Origin of the sequence: Pseudomonas sp. LTR0 (assembly GCF_036630035.1) — a bacterium.
Lineage (GTDB): Bacteria > Pseudomonadota > Gammaproteobacteria > Pseudomonadales > Pseudomonadaceae > Aquipseudomonas > Aquipseudomonas putida_Y.
Map to the genome: position 1 here is coordinate 3,523,984 of NZ_CP123734.1, position 19,826 is coordinate 3,543,809.

Annotated in this window: 9 protein-coding genes, 2 tRNA genes and 3 rRNA genes; 5 read left to right on the top strand and 9 right to left on the bottom strand. The window is 58.8% G+C overall.

The window, feature by feature from the left end:
- Positions 1-34: 34 nt before the first annotated feature.
- Both QCL51_RS16250 and QCL51_RS16255 read right to left on the bottom strand, forming a co-directional pair.
- The gene (locus QCL51_RS16250) at positions 35-5,131 is read right to left on the bottom strand and encodes an AAA family ATPase (protein ID WP_338443744.1); all 5,097 of its coding nucleotides are present in this window, start codon (positions 5,129-5,131) and stop codon (positions 35-37) included.
- Between the two features lie 42 nt (positions 5,132-5,173).
- A complete protein-coding gene (locus QCL51_RS16255; protein ID WP_135192738.1) occupies positions 5,174-5,824 on the bottom strand; it encodes a response regulator transcription factor in 651 nt (216 codons plus the stop codon).
- A 202-nt stretch (positions 5,825-6,026) separates the two neighbouring features.
- Between QCL51_RS16255 and QCL51_RS16260 the strand changes: the two genes are divergently transcribed.
- From QCL51_RS16260 to QCL51_RS16270, 3 genes are all read left to right on the top strand, one after another.
- Positions 6,027-6,401, top strand: a complete 375-nt coding sequence (locus tag QCL51_RS16260; protein WP_103444042.1) for a response regulator — start codon at positions 6,027-6,029, stop codon at positions 6,399-6,401.
- A 163-nt stretch (positions 6,402-6,564) separates the two neighbouring features.
- On the top strand, positions 6,565-7,767 hold the full coding sequence (locus QCL51_RS16265; RefSeq protein WP_103444041.1) for an NAD(P)/FAD-dependent oxidoreductase: 1,203 nt from the start codon (positions 6,565-6,567) through the stop codon (positions 7,765-7,767).
- 37 nt (positions 7,768-7,804) lie between these two features.
- Positions 7,805-8,716: an MBL fold metallo-hydrolase gene (locus QCL51_RS16270; RefSeq protein WP_103444040.1), complete on the top strand. Its 912-nt coding sequence runs from the start codon at positions 7,805-7,807 to the stop codon at positions 8,714-8,716.
- Between the two features lie 94 nt (positions 8,717-8,810).
- Here QCL51_RS16270 and QCL51_RS16275 read toward each other — a convergent pair whose 3' ends face one another.
- The 6 genes from QCL51_RS16275 to QCL51_RS16300 form a co-directional block, all read right to left on the bottom strand.
- Positions 8,811-10,619 (bottom strand): ABC transporter ATP-binding protein/permease, encoded by a 1,809-nt coding sequence (locus QCL51_RS16275; protein ID WP_103444039.1) that lies wholly within the window; start codon positions 10,617-10,619, stop codon positions 8,811-8,813.
- 271 nt (positions 10,620-10,890) lie between these two features.
- A 5S ribosomal RNA gene (gene rrf / locus QCL51_RS16280) occupies positions 10,891-11,006 on the bottom strand.
- Between the two features lie 131 nt (positions 11,007-11,137).
- A 23S ribosomal RNA gene (locus QCL51_RS16285) occupies positions 11,138-14,029 on the bottom strand.
- Positions 14,030-14,263: 234 nt separating this feature from the next.
- Positions 14,264-14,339, bottom strand: a tRNA-Ala gene (locus tag QCL51_RS16290).
- Positions 14,340-14,364: 25 nt separating this feature from the next.
- Positions 14,365-14,441: transfer RNA gene (locus QCL51_RS16295), tRNA-Ile, on the bottom strand.
- A gap of 87 nt (positions 14,442-14,528) precedes the next feature.
- Positions 14,529-16,065: ribosomal RNA gene (locus tag QCL51_RS16300) — 16S ribosomal RNA — on the bottom strand.
- Together the 16S, 23S and 5S rRNA genes with 2 tRNA genes alongside form the textbook arrangement of a ribosomal RNA operon.
- Positions 16,066-16,539: 474 nt before the next feature.
- On the opposite strand from QCL51_RS16300, the gene rhtA reads away from it, so the two are divergent.
- Together rhtA and QCL51_RS16310 are read left to right on the top strand one after the other, a co-directional pair.
- Positions 16,540-17,427: a threonine/homoserine exporter RhtA gene (rhtA, locus tag QCL51_RS16305; RefSeq protein WP_338443747.1), complete on the top strand. Its 888-nt coding sequence runs from the start codon at positions 16,540-16,542 to the stop codon at positions 17,425-17,427.
- 192 nt (positions 17,428-17,619) lie between these two features.
- Complete coding sequence (locus QCL51_RS16310; RefSeq protein ID WP_021783182.1) at positions 17,620-17,901, top strand: hypothetical protein; 282 nt, start codon at positions 17,620-17,622, stop codon at positions 17,899-17,901.
- A 39-nt stretch (positions 17,902-17,940) separates the two neighbouring features.
- On the opposite strand, the gene QCL51_RS16315 is transcribed toward QCL51_RS16310, so the two are convergent.
- Positions 17,941-19,749: an aminopeptidase P family protein gene (locus QCL51_RS16315; RefSeq protein ID WP_338443748.1), complete on the bottom strand. Its 1,809-nt coding sequence runs from the start codon at positions 19,747-19,749 to the stop codon at positions 17,941-17,943.
- Between the last annotated feature and the right edge of the window lie 77 nt (positions 19,750-19,826).

Consider the following 19,826-nt stretch of genomic DNA (forward strand, 5'->3'; position numbering starts at 1 on the left):
AACTAAAAGAAACATGCAACCGACAGCTTGATGACTATTGACCTGAATCAACCAGAAGCGCCGGCAAGGTGAACTGCACTTGGGCGCCAGGACTTTGCTTGGGGCTGGCCCAGAAGCGGCCTCCGTGGCTGTCGATGATCGAGCGGCAGATCGACAGCCCCATGCCCAGGCCGGTCGCCTTGGTGGTGTAAAAAGGCTCGAAAACCTGTTCTACGTTTTCCACTGCAAATCCGGGCCCGCTGTCCGCCACTGTTACCCGCACCCCCTCCTGGTCGAGGGCCGTGCTTATTTGCAGCTTACGAACGCCTTCAACCTCGATCATCGCTTCCAGCGCGTTGAGGATCAGGTTCAGCAGCACCTGCTGCAACTCAACACGGTCGACCAGCACCTGCGGCAAGCCCTCGGCAAGGGTGGTATGCACCTGTACTTTCCCCCTCACGGCCTCGCCACGGGTAAAGTCGACCATCTCCAGCACCACGGCGTTGACGCCCACCGCGTGCTTCTGCGGCGGGGTTTTGCGGATCAGCTCACGAATACGGCCCAGCACCTGCGCCGCGCGATTGGCATCCTTGATGATCCGTCCCAGCCCCAGGCCTACTTCATCCAGCGCCGGTGGCTTTGCGCTCAACCAGCGGATGGCGGCATTGGCATTGGTGACCGTGGCAGCGATCGGCTGGTTGACTTCATGGGCGATCGAAGCGGCCAACTGGCCCATGGTGGCGACACGGTTGGCATGCGCCAGTTCGGCCTGTATCTGGCGATTCTTGGCCTCCCGTTCCGCTACCTCGTGATACAGCCTGGCGTTTTCAAGCGAGATGGCGGCTTGTGACGCGACTAGCCGCAACACCGCAATACGCGCGGGGTCGAATACTCCGGCACTGAGATTGTTCTCCAGGTACAGCGCCCCAACCAGCCGCGCCTGATTGCCAAGCGGCAGGCATAGCAGCGACCGGGCCGAGCATCGGCGGATGTAGTCGTCAGCCATGAACGCAGCGTCACCCATGGCGTCGTCCAGGCAGAGACTTTCCCCGGTGCGCAGTACCTGGTAAAGCACGGATTCGGCCAGCAACGTACTGCTCACCGGTTCGTTGCAAAGCACCACTTCACCCTGCCCCACACTTGCCTGCGCGATGATATGCGGCTCGCTCCCTCTGGCGCGGACCAACACGCCCCGCTCGGCACCGGCTTGCTCGATCGCCGTGTGCAGCACTTGGGTGATCAGTTTCTGCAGATCGACTTCGCCCGACACGGCGCGAGACACTTTGAGCACCGTTGCGAGGTCCAGGTGCTCGACCGGGGTGGCGATGGTAGCCGTGGGGCCTGGCTCCGGCTCGATGCTGCGCAGATAACGATGACGGCTGTCCAGCTGGCGCACCTTGCCATCGGCGCCCCAGCGCAGGTAGCCATAACGCGCATCTCGAAGGTAGACGCGGGCAATCCGGGCAAGCCCGCGGCTGCCGTAGAAACGCGATGCCAACTCGTTTGCAAGCGCCTCGACATGCACAAAGCCGCTGTCACGCGCGAGCTGGATGGCCTGTTCATAGAGGTGCTCAGCGTGGACCACGTGCCCCTGCAAGCGCGCGATTTCGGCCTCCAGCAGCACCTGCCGGCTGGCGAAGGTTTCTGCGCACTGCCGGGCCCAGATCTGCAGCTCGTCATGGTGCTCGGCCAGCGCCTGCAACGTGGCTTCATCAATGCTCTGCCCGGCCGCCAGCGTCAGTGCGGCAAAGAAGTGGTACTCCGCTTCCTCGAAAAACGAGGTGATCACCCATTTAAGCGCCTTGGCCCGCGCCGCACAGGCTTCGGCCGCCGCATAGTCACCTGCCAGGTAGCGCGCCTGCAGCTTGCGCACCCAGTATTTGCCGGCCGCCAAGGCAAGGTCCGGGGCAGCGTCCAGGTGCTGCTCGAAGCGCGCTTCACTGAAGTGCTCGTCGTTCAGACATCCAAACACCGGCGTTTGCCCGCGCAGCGTGCGGATCAGCGCCAGCTGTGTGTTCATGAAGTCGATCACCAGCCCGAAATGCACTTTTTCTGCGTAGGCCAATCCTTGCTCGGCCTCCGGTTGCATGCTGCCCAGCGGTTCACCAGTGAACAACTGATCGGATATCAGCCCATTGCCTACATAAGCGGCATACGGCAGGTCACCAACCCGATTGGCCGCGACGAAGGCCCGGCGCAGCAACTCGCGACACTCGCTGACCGGCCGCGTCCAGCGCACCACGAACATCGAGAAACACAGGAAAGTACTGGCTTCAAAGCGTTGCAGGCCGCGCCGCTCGACCAGCTCGCAAGCAAGACGCCCGAATCGGTAACCGGTCTGGTAGTCGCCATAGCGCCGGGACACCCGCCCGATATTGGCGTAGAGCATGCACGATGCATCACAGTTGCCATGCTCAAGGCTCAAGCTTACAGCCTTGCATATGGTCAGGCAGGCCAGGTTGGCATTGGTTTGCACGGCCGGGGCGAACAGCTTGCACAAGACATCCAGGGTGGCCAGGGAGGTCGCGTCCTCCATCAGCGGCAGGTCAATCAACTGCTCGATACTACGCGCGCCTACCCGCAACGCGATCTGGTCATATTCACCACGTACCTCGTCATCGCTCGGCCGCGCGACCCAGTGGATGCCCACCTGCCGCAGCCAGGCGAGGCAAACCGCCACCGCGCGATCGCTGCGGTCGAGCATCAGGCAAACATCCATATGCAAGCACGCTACCGCAACGCCTTCAGCTGCGGTCCTGGCGCGCCGAGCCAGGCCGATCAGCCGCGCGTCCGCGCACCCGAGCTGGCCGGTGAGAAACTCGCATTCAGCCCGGTTCAGCGCCAGGGCAAAGCTCAATTCATGCGGATAAGCGGCACACGGCCCCTCCAGTAATTGCTCGCCCACGCTCAGGTAGGCCAAGGCCGATCCGTAGGCCGATGCGGCCTTGGCCCGGCGCCCGGCAAACAGGTTGAGTTCGGCCAACTGCTTGCGTTCGCCAGGGGCATCGATCAGCGTCGCACCGCGGTTGAGCTGCCCGACGATCTCGAAAATGGCTTCATCGCGGTGCTTGCCCGGCACTTGGTTAGCCAGCAGGCGACCGATGCGCAGGTGCATGGCAGCGCGGTCTTGTTCGGCAATCAGCGAGTAGGCGGCTTCATGAATGCGGTCATGAACGAACGCGCAGGTGCCGTCATGGTGGGCGACCAGCTCCAGCCGGATTGCCGCCCATAAAACCGCCTGTACACGCTCCATCGGCAGATCGAGCACCAGGGCAAGCGTCTGCGTATGCGCCACGTTCCCCAGGCAGGCCAGGTGCTGAAGTGCCTGACGGGTTGCCAGCGGCAGTCGGGCGAGCTTGCCAACCATCAGGTCGACGACATTGTCGGTGTAACCCTTGGCATGGATACGCTGCGAATCCCAACGCCAGCGCCGGGCTGCGTGGTCGTAGGCCAGGAGCGACTCCTCGGCCAGCGCCTGGAGAAACTGGATGACAAAAAACGGGTTGCCGGCGGTCTTGTCCTGTACCAGCTGGGCCAGGCCCATCACGCTCGGGGCCGGGCAGTGCAGTGACTCGGCGATCAGCTGTTCGATATGCGGGCGTGCCAGGGGCGCAAGGCGAACCTCATGCACAGGGGCGCCGGCCTGGCGAATCGCCTGGAGCCTGGCGGTCAATGGGTGGTGGGCATCCACCTCGTTGTCGCGGTAGGCGCCCACCACCATCAGAAAGCGCAGTTCCGGGTGCGTAAGCAGGTCTTCGAGCAGGTCGAGGGTCGCCGCGTCCAGCCACTGCAGGTCGTCCAGAAAAAGCGCCAGCGGGTGCTCGGCGCGGGCAAACACCGAGATGAAGCGTCTCAATACCAGCAAAAACCGCCGTTGCGCCTGCTGCGGATCAAGCTCCGGCACTGGCGCAGGCTCGCCGATGATCAGCCGCAGCTCCGGGATCAGGTCGGTCATAAGCCGTGCGTGGGGCCCACACGCCGCCAGCAATGCCGTACGCCATCCGGCCAGCACCTCGCTGCTTTTCCCAAGCAACGTGCGCACCAGCCCCTGAAACGCCTGCACCAGGGTGGAATACGGGATATCGCGCTTGTACTGGTCGAACTTGCCACTTGCGAACAGTCCTCGCGGTGGTACCAGTACCTTGTGCAACTCATTGACCACCGAGGATTTTCCGATACCCGAATAACCGGAAATCAGCACCAGCTCCGGCACGCTGCTGCGCACCATGCGAGCGAAGGCATCTTCGAGAATCTGCACTTCGCGTTCGCGACCGTATAGCTTTTCCGGGATCAACAGGCGGTCGGGGGCGCCTTGTTCATCCAGGCTGAAGGCCTTGATGCTCCGGCCTTGTCGCCACTCGGCAAGGCACCGGCGCAGGTCTTGCTCAAGGCCGGCAGCACTCTGGTAGCGATCTTCAGCGGTCTTGGCCAGGAGTTTCATCACCAGTCGGGACAGCAGCGGCGGCACGGTGGTAACGCGCTCGCTGGGTGGCAGTGGTTTGCGAGCAATGTGGCAGTGCACCCACTCCATGGGTTCTGTGGCGCTGAAGGGCAGCGAACCAGTGAGCATCTGGTACAGGCTCACCCCCAGCGCGTAGAGGTCACTGCGTGAGTCTACGGAGCGGTTCATCCGTCCTGTCTGCTCAGGCGCCATGTATGCCAAGGTGCCGGCGATGGTCTCCGGCGGTTCGGGCGCTTGCCGCTCGCGGGGCAAGCGTGACGCCAGGCCGAAACCGGTAAGGCGGACCTTGCCATCGTCGCAGTCAACCAGAATATGGTGGGGTTTGAGGTCCTTGTGCACCAACCCGGCCAAGTGCAGGCGGCCCAAGGCAACGCTAATTGCCACAGCCAGCTCAAGGCAGGTTTCGATGTCCAGCGGTGACATCAGCAAGGCCGACAACGGTTGGCCGCCCGGGTCGCTCAGTACCAGGCGCGGCTTGCCATTGAAGCGCTCCAAGGCCTGGGGCTGCAGCGCCCAGCTACCCTCAAGCTCATCGCGTAGACCATATTCATGTGCCAAGCGGTCGACGGTGGCGGGCGCAGGCTGCTCATTGGCCGGCTGCATCAGCAGCACGCGGGTGCCGTCCGGGCGCCGTAGCCGGCAAAACAGGCGATCACCATCGTTCCACAGGACTTGCTGTTTACCTGGCATGGGTCCGGGCCCCTTCATCAAGTTGGACGCATGCGGGCTGTGTCAGACCATGCGACGCAACGGCTCGACACCCAGCGCCTCGGCCATGCGCACCAAATCGGCGACCGAGCGAGCGCCGAGTTTCTTCATCATCTGCCCACGATGCACTTTCACGGTGACCTCGCTGAGGTTCAACTCAGCGGCGATCTGCTTGTTCATCAGGCCGGCGATAACGAAGGCCAGCACCTGCCGCTCCCTGGACGTTAGCGTCTCGAAAGCGCTGCGCAATGCCCCGCCGGCCTGTTCACCTGCCAGACGCTCGCGGTCGCGAGCCAGGGCACTGGCCACTGCGTCGAGCATGTCCTGGTCACGGAACGGTTTGGTCAGAAAGTCTACCGCGCCAGCCTTCATCGCTTTGACCGACATGGCAATATCACCATGCCCTGTGATGAATATCACCGGAATATGCACCCCTCCCTGCTCCATCTGTGCATGGAACGCCAGGCCGCTTTCGGCACGCAGACGCACATCGAGCACCAGGCAGCCGGGCACAGCCTTGCGGGGGAAGGCAACAAAGTCCTGGGTGGAAGCAAAACTTTGCACCTGCAAGCCGACCGAACGGAACAGCCCGTCGAGGGCCAGGCGCATGGACTCGTCGTCATCAACGATATACACCACCGGCTCATTCGGGCCGTGTGTGCTCTGTAAGGCCATTTGCGCTCCTTCAGCCGTGACGCCGCGTGCTGTTGGCAGGTTGAAAATCTAGCCTATTGTTGGGCAAGGTTCACAGGTTTGGCCACCGGAAACCGGCAATACCAGACGCAGGTATGGCCCAGCTATACCTAGGTATACTTCTGCCACTTGCGCGACCGGGTATCTTGAAGCAATGGCAAAGGCCGCCAAGAGCAGACCGCGCATGAAGCAGCCCACCGCAACTCTGATTGCCGTTGTCGACGACGACGAGTCCCTGCGCGATGCGCTCGACGGCCTGTTGCGCGCCACCGGCTACCGTGCCCGCACCTTTGCCAGCGGCATTGATTTCCTTGCCTCTGATGGCCCGAGCCAGGCAGGCTGCCTGATCTCCGACATCCAGATGCCCGGCATGTGTGGCGTCGAGCTTTTGACGCAACTACAGGTACGTGGGTTCGACATTCCGGTGATCTTCATCAGCGCCCACCCGGGCCAACGCTCACGCATCACCCCGGGTATGGCAGGCGTAGTCAGCTGTCTGCCAAAACCATTCGAAGCCCAGCAGCTGCTGGACTGCATCGAGACCGCCCTGCACCACTGAACAGTCCCTTCGATACGATCGTATAGCTGCTTACGCCCCATGCGTAATCCACTGCACACCCATGGAGAAGTGTGCGCATCCCTGCCCCTGCATAACATCGACCTACAGCGTCCCGCGAGGGCCGAAGAAAAGAACCTTAACCGTTCAAGACAGGAGCACGATCATGAAACAGCAACTTCTGGTTATTGGCGCAGGATTCGCCGGATTGTGGAGCGCCCTGAGCGCCGCGCGCCTGCTCGATATGCATGGTCGGCAAGACGTGCAAATTACCGTGCTGGCGCCACAGGCTGAACTGCGTATCCGCCCGCGTTTCTATGAGGCCGACGTGCATAGCATGTTCGCCCCGCTCCAGGCGCTCTTCGATGCTGTCGACGTAAACTTCATCAAGGGCTGCGCCGAAAGCATCGACGAGCTGGCCCGCCGCGTCAGCTACCGCGACGAAGCCGGGCAACAGGCGCAATTGGCCTACGACCGCCTGATTCTGGCAAGTGGCAGCCTGCTGTCTCGTCCCCCCGTGCCTGGCCTGAACCAATATAGCTTCGACGTGGATCAGATCGAATCAGCAGCGCGCCTGGAGCAGCACCTGATGGCGCTGGGCAAACGTCCCGCAAGCAGCGCCCGCAATACCGTGGTGGTGTCCGGCGGCGGCTTCACTGGTATCGAAACCGCTACCGAGATGCCTGCACGCTTGCGTGCGGCTCTGGGCGAAGACGCGGAGATCCGGGTGGTCCTTGTCGACCGCGGCGAGCGCATTGGCGCCGCCCTGGGTGAGGGTATCCGGCCTTCGATCATTGAAGCCTCGGATGAACTGGGTATCGAATGGATTGTCGGTGCCACCGTAACTGCAGTGGATGCCAATGGCGTAACGCTGGCTGATGGCCGACATATCGAAAGCCAGACCGTGGTCTGGACTGCCGGCATGCGCGCCAGCCCGCTGACCGAACAACTGACCGGTACCCGTGACCACCAGGGGCGCCTGCATGTGGACGGCAACCTCAAGGTGCGCGGCCTGGACCATGTCTTTGCCGCAGGCGATGTGGCTTATGCAGCCACTGACGAGATCGGCAATTTCGCTGTGATGTCCTGCCAGCATGCCATCAGCCTTGGTCGCCATGCCGGCAATAACGCCGCCGCCGATCTGCTGGGTGTGACACCCACGACTTACCGACAGCCCAAGTACGTGACTTGTCTGGATCTGGGCGCTTGGGGCGCCGTATACAGCGAGGGCTGGGACCGCCAGTTGAAACTGGTGAAAGGCGAAGCCAAGGAGCTCAAGACCCAGATCAACACCGTGTGGATCTACCCGCCGGCAGCCGAGCGCGCCACCGCCCTTGCCTCTGCCGACCCGTCGATTCCAGTGGCTTGAGCCCCGCACGACCTTCCCATCCAGCAGGAGAACGACCATGACAATGCCAATGAACAATGTCGTCCCGATCGAGGCCGAAGAACTGGTGCCCTCGCGCTATGCAGTGAAAGTCGGTGACATCGAGGTGCTGGTGGTGAGCGACGGTGTACTGCCATTGCCCACCGAAACCATGTCGACCAACGCTGACCCAGCCGCCCGCGCAGCTTGGTTCAAGGACATGTTCCTGGGGCCGGAAACCTTCGACTGGGCGCTGAATGTATTGCTGGTGCGCAGCGGCGAGCAGGTCATCCTGGTGGATGCCGGGCTGGGTGGGCAGTTCCCTGGGTTCCCGCGGGCCGGGCTGTTCCCGAAACGGCTGGCGGCGGCCGGCATCGCGCTGGAGTCGATCACCGATATCGTCATCACCCACATGCACATGGATCACATCGGCGGTCTGCTGGTGGATGAGGTGAAGAACCGCTTGCGTGCGGACGTAAAGATCCATGTCACCGCGACAGAAGTAGACTTCTGGGCTGCACCGGACTTTTCGCAAACGGACATGCCTAAACCGGTACCAGATGTGCTGCGGTCTACGGCAAAAGCGTTCATGCAGGCCTACGGCGACAAGATCCGCACCTTTGAGCTGCACCATGAAGTGGCGCCCGGTGTCGTCGCCACCCTTACCGGCGGTCATACCCCGGGGCACTGTGTGGTGTACATCAACTCGAACGGAGAGCAGCTGACCTTCGCCGGAGACGCACTGTTCCCGGTAGCCTTTGACCACCCGGATTGGCACAACGGCTTCGAACACGACCCCGAGGAGTCAGTGCGGGTAAGGATGGCGCTGCTAAACGATGCCGCAACCACTGGCGAACTGTTCGTCGCGACACACTTGCCCTTCCCTTCTGTAGGGCGGGTAGCAGTCGACGGTGAAGGGTTCCGCTGGGTCGCGGGATTCTGGAATTATTGAAAAACATCGTGGTGCTCGACAGCCCCTCACACCTAGCAGTGCGTTGCACGAGATGCACTGCTATGTGTGAAGGGGCCGCGGAACTCAAGCCGAACTAGGCCAGCGCAGCTTCCTGCTCCAGCAACGACCAACCGCCATGCCCATCCACCTCAAGCCGATGGGTATGGAACGCCGCCAGCGTGCTACGGTGGCCGACACTGACCAGCAATGCACTCGGCATCTCCGAACGCAACAACGCATACAGGGCATGCTCGAGCCCTTCATCCATCGCCGAGGTGGACTCGTCGAGGAACACCACCTGCGGCCTGTTGAACAGCACCCGGGCAAACGCCAGGCGCTGCTGCTCGCCCACCGAGAGGATGTGTGACCAGTCGCAGCTGACGTCGAGACGCTCGGTGAGGTGGGCCAGGTTGACCTGGCGCAATGCCTGCTGCATCAGCAGTTCATCCTTGGGATGGCTGGCTGCCGGGTAGGCAATGACGGTACGCAAGTCACCCAGCGGCAGGTACGGGCGTTGCGACAGGAACAGTGCCTGATGGCCCGTTGGCCGCCTGACCTTGCCTTCGGCATACGGCCAAAGGCCCGCCAGGGCACGCAGCAGCGTGGTTTTACCACTGCCTGACGGCCCTTTGATCAACAACGCCTGACCGGCGTGCAGGCTCAGGTCCAGGTTGGCGATAAGGGCATGTCCGTCCGGGCGCAGCACCTGTAAGCCCGCGATCTGCAGCGCATGCGCCTGGTCTTCGGTCGTGACGCGCGGCAACGCACTTGCCTGCTGGTTGGCATCCAGAAAGCCAGTGAGGCGGTCAAGGGTCGCGCGGTACTGCGCGAACGCATCGTACGACTCACGGAAGAACGACAGAGAATCCTGCACCTGCCCAAAGGCCTGGGAAGTTTGCATGACATCGCCCAGCTTGATCGCCCCACTGAAGAAGCGCGGCGCCTGAAGAATGAACGGAAACACGACAGCAACCTGACTGACACCCAAGTTGAAGCCACTGAGCTTCAGGTTCCGGTACACCAATGCCCAGACATTCACGATCAAGGAAGCAAAGCGGCCCAGCAACGTGCCCCGCTCGACTTGCGAACCTTGGTAGAAGGCAATGTTCTCGGCGTTCTCACGCAGACGCATCAACGTGTAACGGAAGTTGGCGGTGAGTTTCTCGTTGAGGAAGTTAAGCCGGATCAGCGGGCGCCCTAGTCGGAAGGCCACCCAGGTGGCGGCGATGACATACAGGTACACGGCAAACACCATCGCCCGAGGGATCTCCACCCCGGCCACCGTCAACGGTGCTGACAGCCCCCAGAGGATGCCGGTGAACGCCACAAGCGAAACCAGCGCACTGACTGCGCCCAAGGCAAGGGTGACCGAGTTGGTGACGAAAGCGTTGACGTCCAGTTCGATACGCTGGTCGGGGTTGTCCACCGGCTCGGCAAGGAACTGGCCACGGTAATAGGCATCGCCCTGCATCCAGTCGTGGGTCAGGCGCTCGGTCAGCCAGACCCGCCACTTGATGCTGAATGCCTGACTGACATAGAAGGTGAACAACGAGCGCAGCACATGGATGGTGGCCAGCACCGCGAAAACACCGAGCAAGTACCAGAACGCCGTTTGGTCAAGGCCTTGCAAAGCGCTGTAGAAGCCGTTGTACCAAAACGAGAACAGCACGTTAAGGCGAACCGAAAACAGCGTCAGAACCAACAGCAGTGCGAACACCAGCAACGGCCGCCAACTGCGCCTGAAACTGAAATAGGGCCCGGCAAGCTGCCAGAACTGGCTGCCCCAGCGTGTGCAACGCACCGCCAGAGTCGCGGCTGCAGCGAAGCTGACAAGGGTGATGAACGAGGCAATTGCCAGCCAGCTTAGGCTCTCTTGCAGGGCCTGATGCCAGTTCATTTCCATGGTAAGTATCCGTGCTGAGTATTTCCGCGAGCGTAGCATTACACCGTCATGCCTCAGGTATAAATGACGCACATTTCATGATTTGTAGGAGCAGGTTTACCCGCAAACCCTGTAGGAGCGGGTTTACCCGCGAACACCGGCGAAGCCGGTGTCCTCCACCGAGTTGCCTGCTTCACGGCATGCCCACAGTGATTCAAACAAGCCCTGGCTTTTTTGCCCACAAAGACAAAACCCCTACCTGCATGTGCAGATAGGGGTTTTGCGAAATGAATCTTGACGATGACCTACTCTCACATGGGGAAACCCCACACTACCATCGGCGATGCATCGTTTCACTACTGAGTTCGGGATGGGATCAGGTGGTTCCAATGCTCTATGGTCGTCAAGAAATTCTGTAGCCAGAATGTCCAGATGGACAGCCCGGCGAATCCGGATATGTGATGTTTGTGGTCTTACGAATTTTCGGGTCTTTCGTCTTCACCACCGCAATCTGCGTCAGCAAATTGCTTGGGTGTTATATGGTCAAGCCTCACGGGCAATTAGTATTGGTTAGCTCAACGCCTCACAGCGCTTACACACCCAACCTATCAACGTCGTAGTCTTCGACGGCCCTTTAGGGGATTCAAGATCCCAGTGAGATCTCATCTTGAGGCAAGTTTCCCGCTTAGATGCTTTCAGCGGTTATCTCTTCCGAACATAGCTACCCGGCAATGCCACTGGCGTGACAACCGGAACACCAGAGGTTCGTCCACTCCGGTCCTCTCGTACTAGGAGCAGCCCCTCTCAAATCTCAAACGTCCACGGCAGATAGGGACCGAACTGTCTCACGACGTTCTAAACCCAGCTCGCGTACCACTTTAAATGGCGAACAGCCATACCCTTGGGACCGGCTTCAGCCCCAGGATGTGATGAGCCGACATCGAGGTGCCAAACACCGCCGTCGATATGAACTCTTGGGCGGTATCAGCCTGTTATCCCCGGAGTACCTTTTATCCGTTGAGCGATGGCCCTTCCATACAGAACCACCGGATCACTAAGACCTACTTTCGTACCTGCTCGACGTGTTTGTCTCGCAGTCAAGCGCGCTTTTGCCTTTATACTCTACGACCGATTTCCGACCGGTCTGAGCGCACCTTCGTACTCCTCCGTTACTCTTTGGGAGGAGACCGCCCCAGTCAAACTACCCACCATACACTGTCCTCGATCCGGATAACGGACCTGAGTTAGAACCTCAAAGTTGCCAGGGTGGTATTTCAAGGATGGCTCCATGAGAACTGGCGTCCCCACTTCAAAGCCTCCCACCTATCCTACACAAGCAAATTCAAAGTCCAGTGCAAAGCTATAGTAAAGGTTCACGGGGTCTTTCCGTCTAGCCGCGGATACACTGCATCTTCACAGCGATTTCAATTTCACTGAGTCTCGGGTGGAGACAGCGCCGCCATCGTTACGCCATTCGTGCAGGTCGGAACTTACCCGACAAGGAATTTCGCTACCTTAGGACCGTTATAGTTACGGCCGCCGTTTACCGGGGCTTCGATCAAGAGCTTCGCTTGCGCTAACCCCATCAATTAACCTTCCGGCACCGGGCAGGCGTCACACCCTATACGTCCACTTTCGTGTTTGCAGAGTGCTGTGTTTTTAATAAACAGTCGCAGCGGCCTGGTATCTTCGACCGGCATGAGCTTACGGAGCAAGTCCTTCACCCTCGCCGGCGCACCTTCTCCCGAAGTTACGGTGCCATTTTGCCTAGTTCCTTCACCCGAGTTCTCTCAAGCGCCTTGGTATTCTCTACCTAACCACCTGTGTCGGTTTGGGGTACGGTTCCCAGTTATCTGAAGCTTAGGAGCTTTTCTTGGAAGCATGGTATCAACCACTTCGTCGCCTAAAGGCAACTCGTCATCAGCTCTCGGCCTTGAAATCCCGGATTTGCCTAAGATTCCAGCCTACCACCTTAAACCTGGACAACCAACGCCAGGCTGGCCTAACCTTCTCCGTCCCTCCATCGCAATAACTGGAAGTACAGGAATATTAACCTGTTTTCCATCGACTACGCTTTTCAGCCTCGCCTTAGGGACCGACTAACCCTGCGTCGATTAACGTTGCGCAGGAAACCTTGGTCTTTCGGCGTGCGAGTTTTTCACTCGCATTGTCGTTACTCATGTCAGCATTCGCACTTCTGATACCTCCAGCAAGCTTCTCAACTCACCTTCACAGGCTTACAGAACGCTCCTCTACCGCATCATCATAAGATGATACCCGTAGCTTCGGTGCATGGTTTGAGCCCCGTTACATCTTCCGCGCAGGCCGACTCGACTAGTGAGCTATTACGCTTTCTTTAAAGGGTGGCTGCTTCTAAGCCAACCTCCTAGCTGTCTAAGCCTTCCCACATCGTTTCCCACTTAACCATGACTTTGGGACCTTAGCTGACGGTCTGGGTTGTTTCCCTTTTCACGACGGACGTTAGCACCCGCCGTGTGTCTCCCATGCTCGGCACTTGTAGGTATTCGGAGTTTGCATCGGTTTGGTAAGTCGGGATGACCCCCTAGCCGAAACAGTGCTCTACCCCCTACAGTGATACATGAGGCGCTACCTAAATAGCTTTCGAGGAGAACCAGCTATCTCCGAGCTTGATTAGCCTTTCACTCCGATCCACAGGTCATCCGCTAACTTTTCAACGGTAGTCGGTTCGGTCCTCCAGTCAGTGTTACCTAACCTTCAACCTGCCCATGGATAGATCGCCCGGTTTCGGGTCTATACCCAGCGACTAAACGCCCTATTAAGACTCGCTTTCGCTACGCCTCCCCTATTCGGTTAAGCTCGCCACTGAATATAAGTCGCTGACCCATTATACAAAAGGTACGCAGTCACCTAACAAAGTAGGCTCCCACTGCTTGTACGCATACGGTTTCAGGTTCTATTTCACTCCCCTCTCCGGGTTCTTTTCGCCTTTCCCTCACGGTACTGGTTCACTATCGGTCAGTCAGTAGTATTTAGCCTTGGAGGATGGTCCCCCCATATTCAGACAAAGTTTCTCGTGCTCCGTCCTACTCGATTTCATTGATAAGAGATTTTCGTGTACGGGGCTATCACCCACTATGGCCGCACTTTCCAGAGCGTTCCACTAATCTCAAACCAACTTAAGGGCTGGTCCCCGTTCGCTCGCCACTACTAAGGGAATCTCGGTTGATTTCTTTTCCTCAGGGTACTTAGATGTTTCAGTTCCCCTGGTTCGCCTCTTGCACCTATGTATTCAGTACAAGATACTCAGCTTATGCTGAGTGGGTTCCCCCATTCAGAGATCTCTGGATCACAGTCTGTTTGCCGACTCCCCAAAGCTTATCGCAGGCTACCACGTCTTTCATCGCCTCTGACTGCCAAGGCATCCACCGTATGCGCTTCTTCACTTGACCATATAACCCCAAGCAATCTGGTTATACTGTGAAGACGACATTCGCCGAAAATTCGTACGTTGCTCTTTCGAGCAGAACTCACAAATTTTACCTTAGCCTGATCCACCAGCAGTGAAACTGGTGTTCAGTCTATATCTATCACATATCCGAATTTTTAAAGAACGATCTGACAAAAGTCAGAAATCAACATTCGATACGAATGCTCATTTCTGAGTTTGATCAAGGTACAGCAAGTGGTGGAGCCAAGCGGGATCGAACCGCTGACCTCCTGCGTGCAAGGCAGGCGCTCTCCCAGCTGAGCTATGGCCCCGTATTCAACGGCGAATACCATGTAATGGTAGGTCTGGGCAGATTTGAACTGCCGACCTCACCCTTATCAGGGGTGCGCTCTAACCAACTGAGCTACAGACCTAAGGGTAAAACTTTGGGTCTTGATCGTCTTTATACAATGAATCAAGCAATTCGTGTGGGAGCTCATCAGCAGGCTGATGTCGTCGATTAAGGAGGTGATCCAGCCGCAGGTTCCCCTACGGCTACCTTGTTACGACTTCACCCCAGTCATGAATCACACCGTGGTAACCGTCCTCCCGAAGGTTAGACTAGCTACTTCTGGTGCAACCCACTCCCATGGTGTGACGGGCGGTGTGTACAAGGCCCGGGAACGTATTCACCGCGACATTCTGATTCGCGATTACTAGCGATTCCGACTTCACGCAGTCGAGTTGCAGACTGCGATCCGGACTACGATCGGTTTTGTGAGATTAGCTCCACCTCGCGGCTTGGCAACCCTCTGTACCGACCATTGTAGCACGTGTGTAGCCCAGGCCGTAAGGGCCATGATGACTTGACGTCATCCCCACCTTCCTCCGGTTTGTCACCGGCAGTCTCCTTAGAGTGCCCACCATTACGTGCTGGTAACTAAGGACAAGGGTTGCGCTCGTTACGGGACTTAACCCAACATCTCACGACACGAGCTGACGACAGCCATGCAGCACCTGTGTCAGAGTTCCCGAAGGCACCAATCCATCTCTGGAAAGTTCTCTGCATGTCAAGGCCTGGTAAGGTTCTTCGCGTTGCTTCGAATTAAACCACATGCTCCACCGCTTGTGCGGGCCCCCGTCAATTCATTTGAGTTTTAACCTTGCGGCCGTACTCCCCAGGCGGTCAACTTAATGCGTTAGCTGCGCCACTAAAATCTCAAGGATTCCAACGGCTAGTTGACATCGTTTACGGCGTGGACTACCAGGGTATCTAATCCTGTTTGCTCCCCACGCTTTCGCACCTCAGTGTCAGTATCAGTCCAGGTGGTCGCCTTCGCCACTGGTGTTCCTTCCTATATCTACGCATTTCACCGCTACACAGGAAATTCCACCACCCTCTACCGTACTCTAGCTTGCCAGTTTTGGATGCAGTTCCCAGGTTGAGCCCGGGGCTTTCACATCCAACTTAACAAACCACCTACGCGCGCTTTACGCCCAGTAATTCCGATTAACGCTTGCACCCTCTGTATTACCGCGGCTGCTGGCACAGAGTTAGCCGGTGCTTATTCTGTCGGTAACGTCAAAACAGCAAGGTATTAACTTACTGCCCTTCCTCCCAACTTAAAGTGCTTTACAATCCGAAGACCTTCTTCACACACGCGGCATGGCTGGATCAGGCTTTCGCCCATTGTCCAATATTCCCCACTGCTGCCTCCCGTAGGAGTCTGGACCGTGTCTCAGTTCCAGTGTGACTGATCATCCTCTCAGACCAGTTACGGATCGTCGCCTTGGTGAGCCATTACCCCACCAACTAGCTAATCCGACCTAGGCTCATCTGATAGCGCAAGGCCCGAAGGTCCCCTGCTTTCTCCCGTAGGACGTATGCGGTATTAGCGTTCCTTTCGAAACGTTGTCCCCCACTACCAGGCAGATTCCTAGGCATTACTCACCCGTCCGCCGCTGAATCAAGGAGCAAGCTCCCGTCATCCGCTCGACTTGCATGTGTTAGGCCTGCCGCCAGCGTTCAATCTGAGCCATGATCAAACTCTTCAGTTCAATACTGCTTGGGTTTTTAAGAAACCCTAAACTTGGCTCAGCAATCTCAAATGACTATGTGATTTCTCGCATGGTCACTTGTGATGCTGATAATCTTTTTGACTATCAGTCCATACTCACAAGCACCCACACGAATTGCTTGATTCGATTTGTTAAAGAGCGTTTGGTTAAGAGCTTTTCGTCTCAACCGAGGCGCGCATTCTACGCTTTCCTCAGAGCCTGTCAAGCGTTTATTTTGAAGTTCTTTGCGAGAAACTCGTTTAGCTTCAAACACTTGACTCAACACAGTGGCTAGCTTTGCTTCGCTACCGCGTTGGAGTGGTGCGCATTATAGGGAGGCCATCGAGAAGGTCAACCTTTAATTTCAATGATTTGAAATATTTCTGGTAAACCCACTTGAGGGCTACCACCCACCCCACCAATTGCGCACTATATTGCTCATCACTTCCCCCGCCCAAGGATTGCCGCACTTAAATGAACACCCAGACCCGCAGCCTGGCCGCCACCCTCTTCCCAATCGGCCTACTGCTTATCGCCATGGCATCGATTCAGTCCGGCGCCTCTCTGGCCAAAAGCATGTTCCCGATCATCGGCGCACAAGGCACCACCACCCTGCGTCTGATTTTTGCCAGCATCATCATGCTACTTATATTGCGCCCGTGGCGGGTACGCATGACCGCCAGCACGTTGCGCAACGTGGTGATCTACGGCATGGCACTGGGCGGCATGAACTTCCTCTTCTATATGGCCCTGCAAACGGTGCCGATCGGTATCGCCGTGGCCCTGGAATTCACCGGCCCACTGGCCGTGGCGATCCTCTCCTCGCGCCGACCGATCGATTTCCTGTGGATTGCCCTGGCCATCGCCGGCCTGCTGCTGTTGCTGCCGGCAGGCCAAAGCGGCCAGGCACTCGACCCACTGGGCGCCGCCTATGCGCTGGGAGCAGGTGTGTGCTGGGCGCTGTACATCCTGTTCGGACAACGCGCAGGCGCCGAGCATGGCATTCAGAGCGCGGCCCTGGGGGTGGTAGTCGCAGCCCTGTTCGTCGCCCCCATCGGTATCGCCCACGCTGGCAGCGCTCTGCTCACACCTGCCGTGATCCCCATTGCGTTGGCCGTTGCAATACTGTCCACCGCCTTGCCATACAGCCTGGAAATGGTTGCCCTGACGCGAATCCCGGCGCGCACGTTCGGCACCCTGATGAGCATCGAACCGGCATTCGGCGCATTGTCCGGGCTGCTGTTCCTCGGTGAGGTGCTGACGCTTACCCAATGGCTTGCGATTCTGGCAATCATTACCGCCTCGGTCGGCACTACCCTGTCCATGCGCAAGGCGCCCAGCCCAGCCATAGCGGCAGACTGATATGAGAAATATTTTCATTTGAGACGGGATTAGTGATTGTAGCAGCCCGTCTCGCTGATTAAGCTGTCACAGAATCATCATCTTTACGCTATCTACTGGGCCGAACACGGACACTGGGGGAAGGTTCAGGAAGAACCAAAGCGACAACGACAGGGTCGAGACAACTGATTTGCCCTGCATTTAAGGACAGGAATGAAACGAATTTTTCTCATCCTGGCCATCTTGGCTATTGCTGGATGTGCCGCCACAGCCAAGACCGAGGTCAAAAGGGGCAAGAAGGGCCTGCATATCAACTGCTCCGGCCTTTCTTCCTCGTGGGACAATTGCTACAGCAAGGCGGCAAGCTCCTGCAGCACGCGCGGCTACCGGGTCATTGCACGCTCGGGCGACAACGATGAAGAAGCGGGTGACTACTTGTTCGGCATCAACCCGGCGGGTTACACCAGCCGTAGCATGATCGTCATCTGTAAATAGAGAAAAGGGCAGCTCGAAAACTGCCCTTTTTCATCTGCCTTACAGCGGTGCAGTACGCTCTTCCATCCAGGCCAGTGCCTCCCCTTGGAGCAAGGGCGCCAGACGCTCACGCACATGGGCGTGATAGCCGTTCAGCCACTCCACCTCTTCCCTGGTCAGCAACTCGGGCAACAGACAGCGGGTGTCGATAGGGCACAGCGTCAAGGTCTCGAAGTGCAGGAAGTCACCGAAGGCACTCTTGCCCGCTTCGCGGTTGACCACCAGGTTCTCGATGCGTACACCCCACTGCCCCGGCCGGTACGTACCCGGTTCGATCGAGCTGATCATGCCCGCTTGCATCGCCGTCTGCGGTGCAGGTGCCGCCTGGTAGGCGATCACTTGAGGCCCCTCGTGCACGTTCATGAAGTAGCCCACCCCGTGACCGGTACCATGACCGTAATCGACCTGATCAGCCCAGATCGGCGCCCGGGCAATGGCGTCGAGCAACGGCGACAACACCCCTCGCGGGAACGTGGCACGCGACAGGGCAATCATGCCCTTGAGCACACGGGTGCAGTCCTGCTTCTGCGCCTGGCTGGGGTTACCGACCGGCACCATGCGGGTGATGTCGGTAGTGCCGCCCAGGTATTGACCGCCCGAGTCGATCAGCAGCAAGCCATTACCCTCGATGAGCGCATGCGACTGCTCGGTGGCACGGTAGTGTGGCATCGCGCCATTGCCATTGAAGGCGGCGATGGTAGAAAAACTCAGCGACACGAAGTTCGGGCGCCGAGCACGCGCGGCACTCAATTGCTCGTCAACCGTCAGCTCGGTAATGATCTCCCGGCCGAGATTCGCCTCGAACCAGGCGAAAAATTCGCACAAGGCCGCACCGTCCTGCTCCATGACCTGGCGAATGTGCACCAGGTCGTCTTCACCCTTGCAAGACTTGCTCAGCGTGGTGGGGTTGAGCCCCTCGACAAGCACCACCTCTGCCGCCAGGTTGTCCAGCAGGCCGCAGGTGACCCGTGCCGGATCCACCAGCAGCCGCGCCCCCGCGGGAACGGTGCCTACCGCCTTGCCTGCTTCGCTATAGTCACGCACCTCGATGCCGTCGACCTCCAGCACGTGACGCAGGTGCGCGTCCACCTTGTCCTGGCCCACGAACAGGATGGCCTGCTGCTGATTGATCAGGGCAAAGGCCAGGAAAACCGGATTGTAGGAGACATCGCTTCCGCGCAGGTTGAACAGCCAGGCAATGTCGTCCAGAGTCGCGATGAAGTGCCAGTCGGCCCCCTTGGCCTGTATGCCCTGGCGCAATTGCGCGAGCTTTTCCGCCCGGTTCACCGTGGCGTGTGGCGGCAAGTGCTGGTACACCGGGTTACCTGGCAGCGCCGGGCGCCCGTCCCAGACCTGACCCAGCAGGTCCATGTCAGTCACCAGCCGCGCTCCACGCGCCTTCAGCCGCTCACCCAGTTGGCGCGCCGAAGCCAGGGCCATGACCGCGCCATCCACTGCCACGCGACCGTTGCGCTCGACGTTTTCGCCCAACCATTCCAGCGCCCCGGGTTTGCCCGGCAACAGTTTCATCAGTTCGATGCCGCTGCCCTCCAGCTCGTGAGCCGCCTGCTCCCAGTACCGGCTATCGACCCACAGGCCGGCAAACCCGGGGGTGACCACCAACGTACCGACCGAGCCCTGAAACCCCGAAAGCCACTGACGCCCCTGCCAGTAACCGGGCAGGTATTCGGAAAGATGGGGATCGGCAGAGGGTACCAGCAAGGCATCGATGCCCTCTGCCGCCATGACTTGGCGCACGTGCACCAGTCGCTGCGGCACGCTTTGCTCAAGGGTGGTCTGGACGTTCATGCGCTCTCCTGCGGCTTCATAACGGTTTATCCAATAAACCGATAATGGAACAGCCGCCAGAGCGCTGCAATCGCGAC

What these genes read in the sequence shown, in the direction of transcription:
- QCL51_RS16250 (WP_338443744.1), bottom strand. Translation starts at nt 5,131, where the DNA reads ATGCCAGGTAAACAGCAAGTCCTGTGGAACGATGGTGATCGCCTGTTT.
- QCL51_RS16255 (WP_135192738.1), bottom strand. Translation starts at nt 5,824, where the DNA reads ATGGCCTTACAGAGCACACACGGCCCGAATGAGCCGGTGGTGTATATC.
- QCL51_RS16260 (WP_103444042.1), top strand. Translation starts at nt 6,027, where the DNA reads ATGAAGCAGCCCACCGCAACTCTGATTGCCGTTGTCGACGACGACGAG.
- QCL51_RS16265 (WP_103444041.1), top strand. Translation starts at nt 6,565, where the DNA reads ATGAAACAGCAACTTCTGGTTATTGGCGCAGGATTCGCCGGATTGTGG.
- QCL51_RS16270 (WP_103444040.1), top strand. Translation starts at nt 7,805, where the DNA reads ATGACAATGCCAATGAACAATGTCGTCCCGATCGAGGCCGAAGAACTG.
- QCL51_RS16275 (WP_103444039.1), bottom strand. Translation starts at nt 10,619, where the DNA reads ATGGAAATGAACTGGCATCAGGCCCTGCAAGAGAGCCTAAGCTGGCTG.
- rhtA (WP_338443747.1), top strand. Translation starts at nt 16,540, where the DNA reads ATGAACACCCAGACCCGCAGCCTGGCCGCCACCCTCTTCCCAATCGGC.
- QCL51_RS16310 (WP_021783182.1), top strand. Translation starts at nt 17,620, where the DNA reads ATGAAACGAATTTTTCTCATCCTGGCCATCTTGGCTATTGCTGGATGT.
- QCL51_RS16315 (WP_338443748.1), bottom strand. Translation starts at nt 19,749, where the DNA reads ATGAACGTCCAGACCACCCTTGAGCAAAGCGTGCCGCAGCGACTGGTG.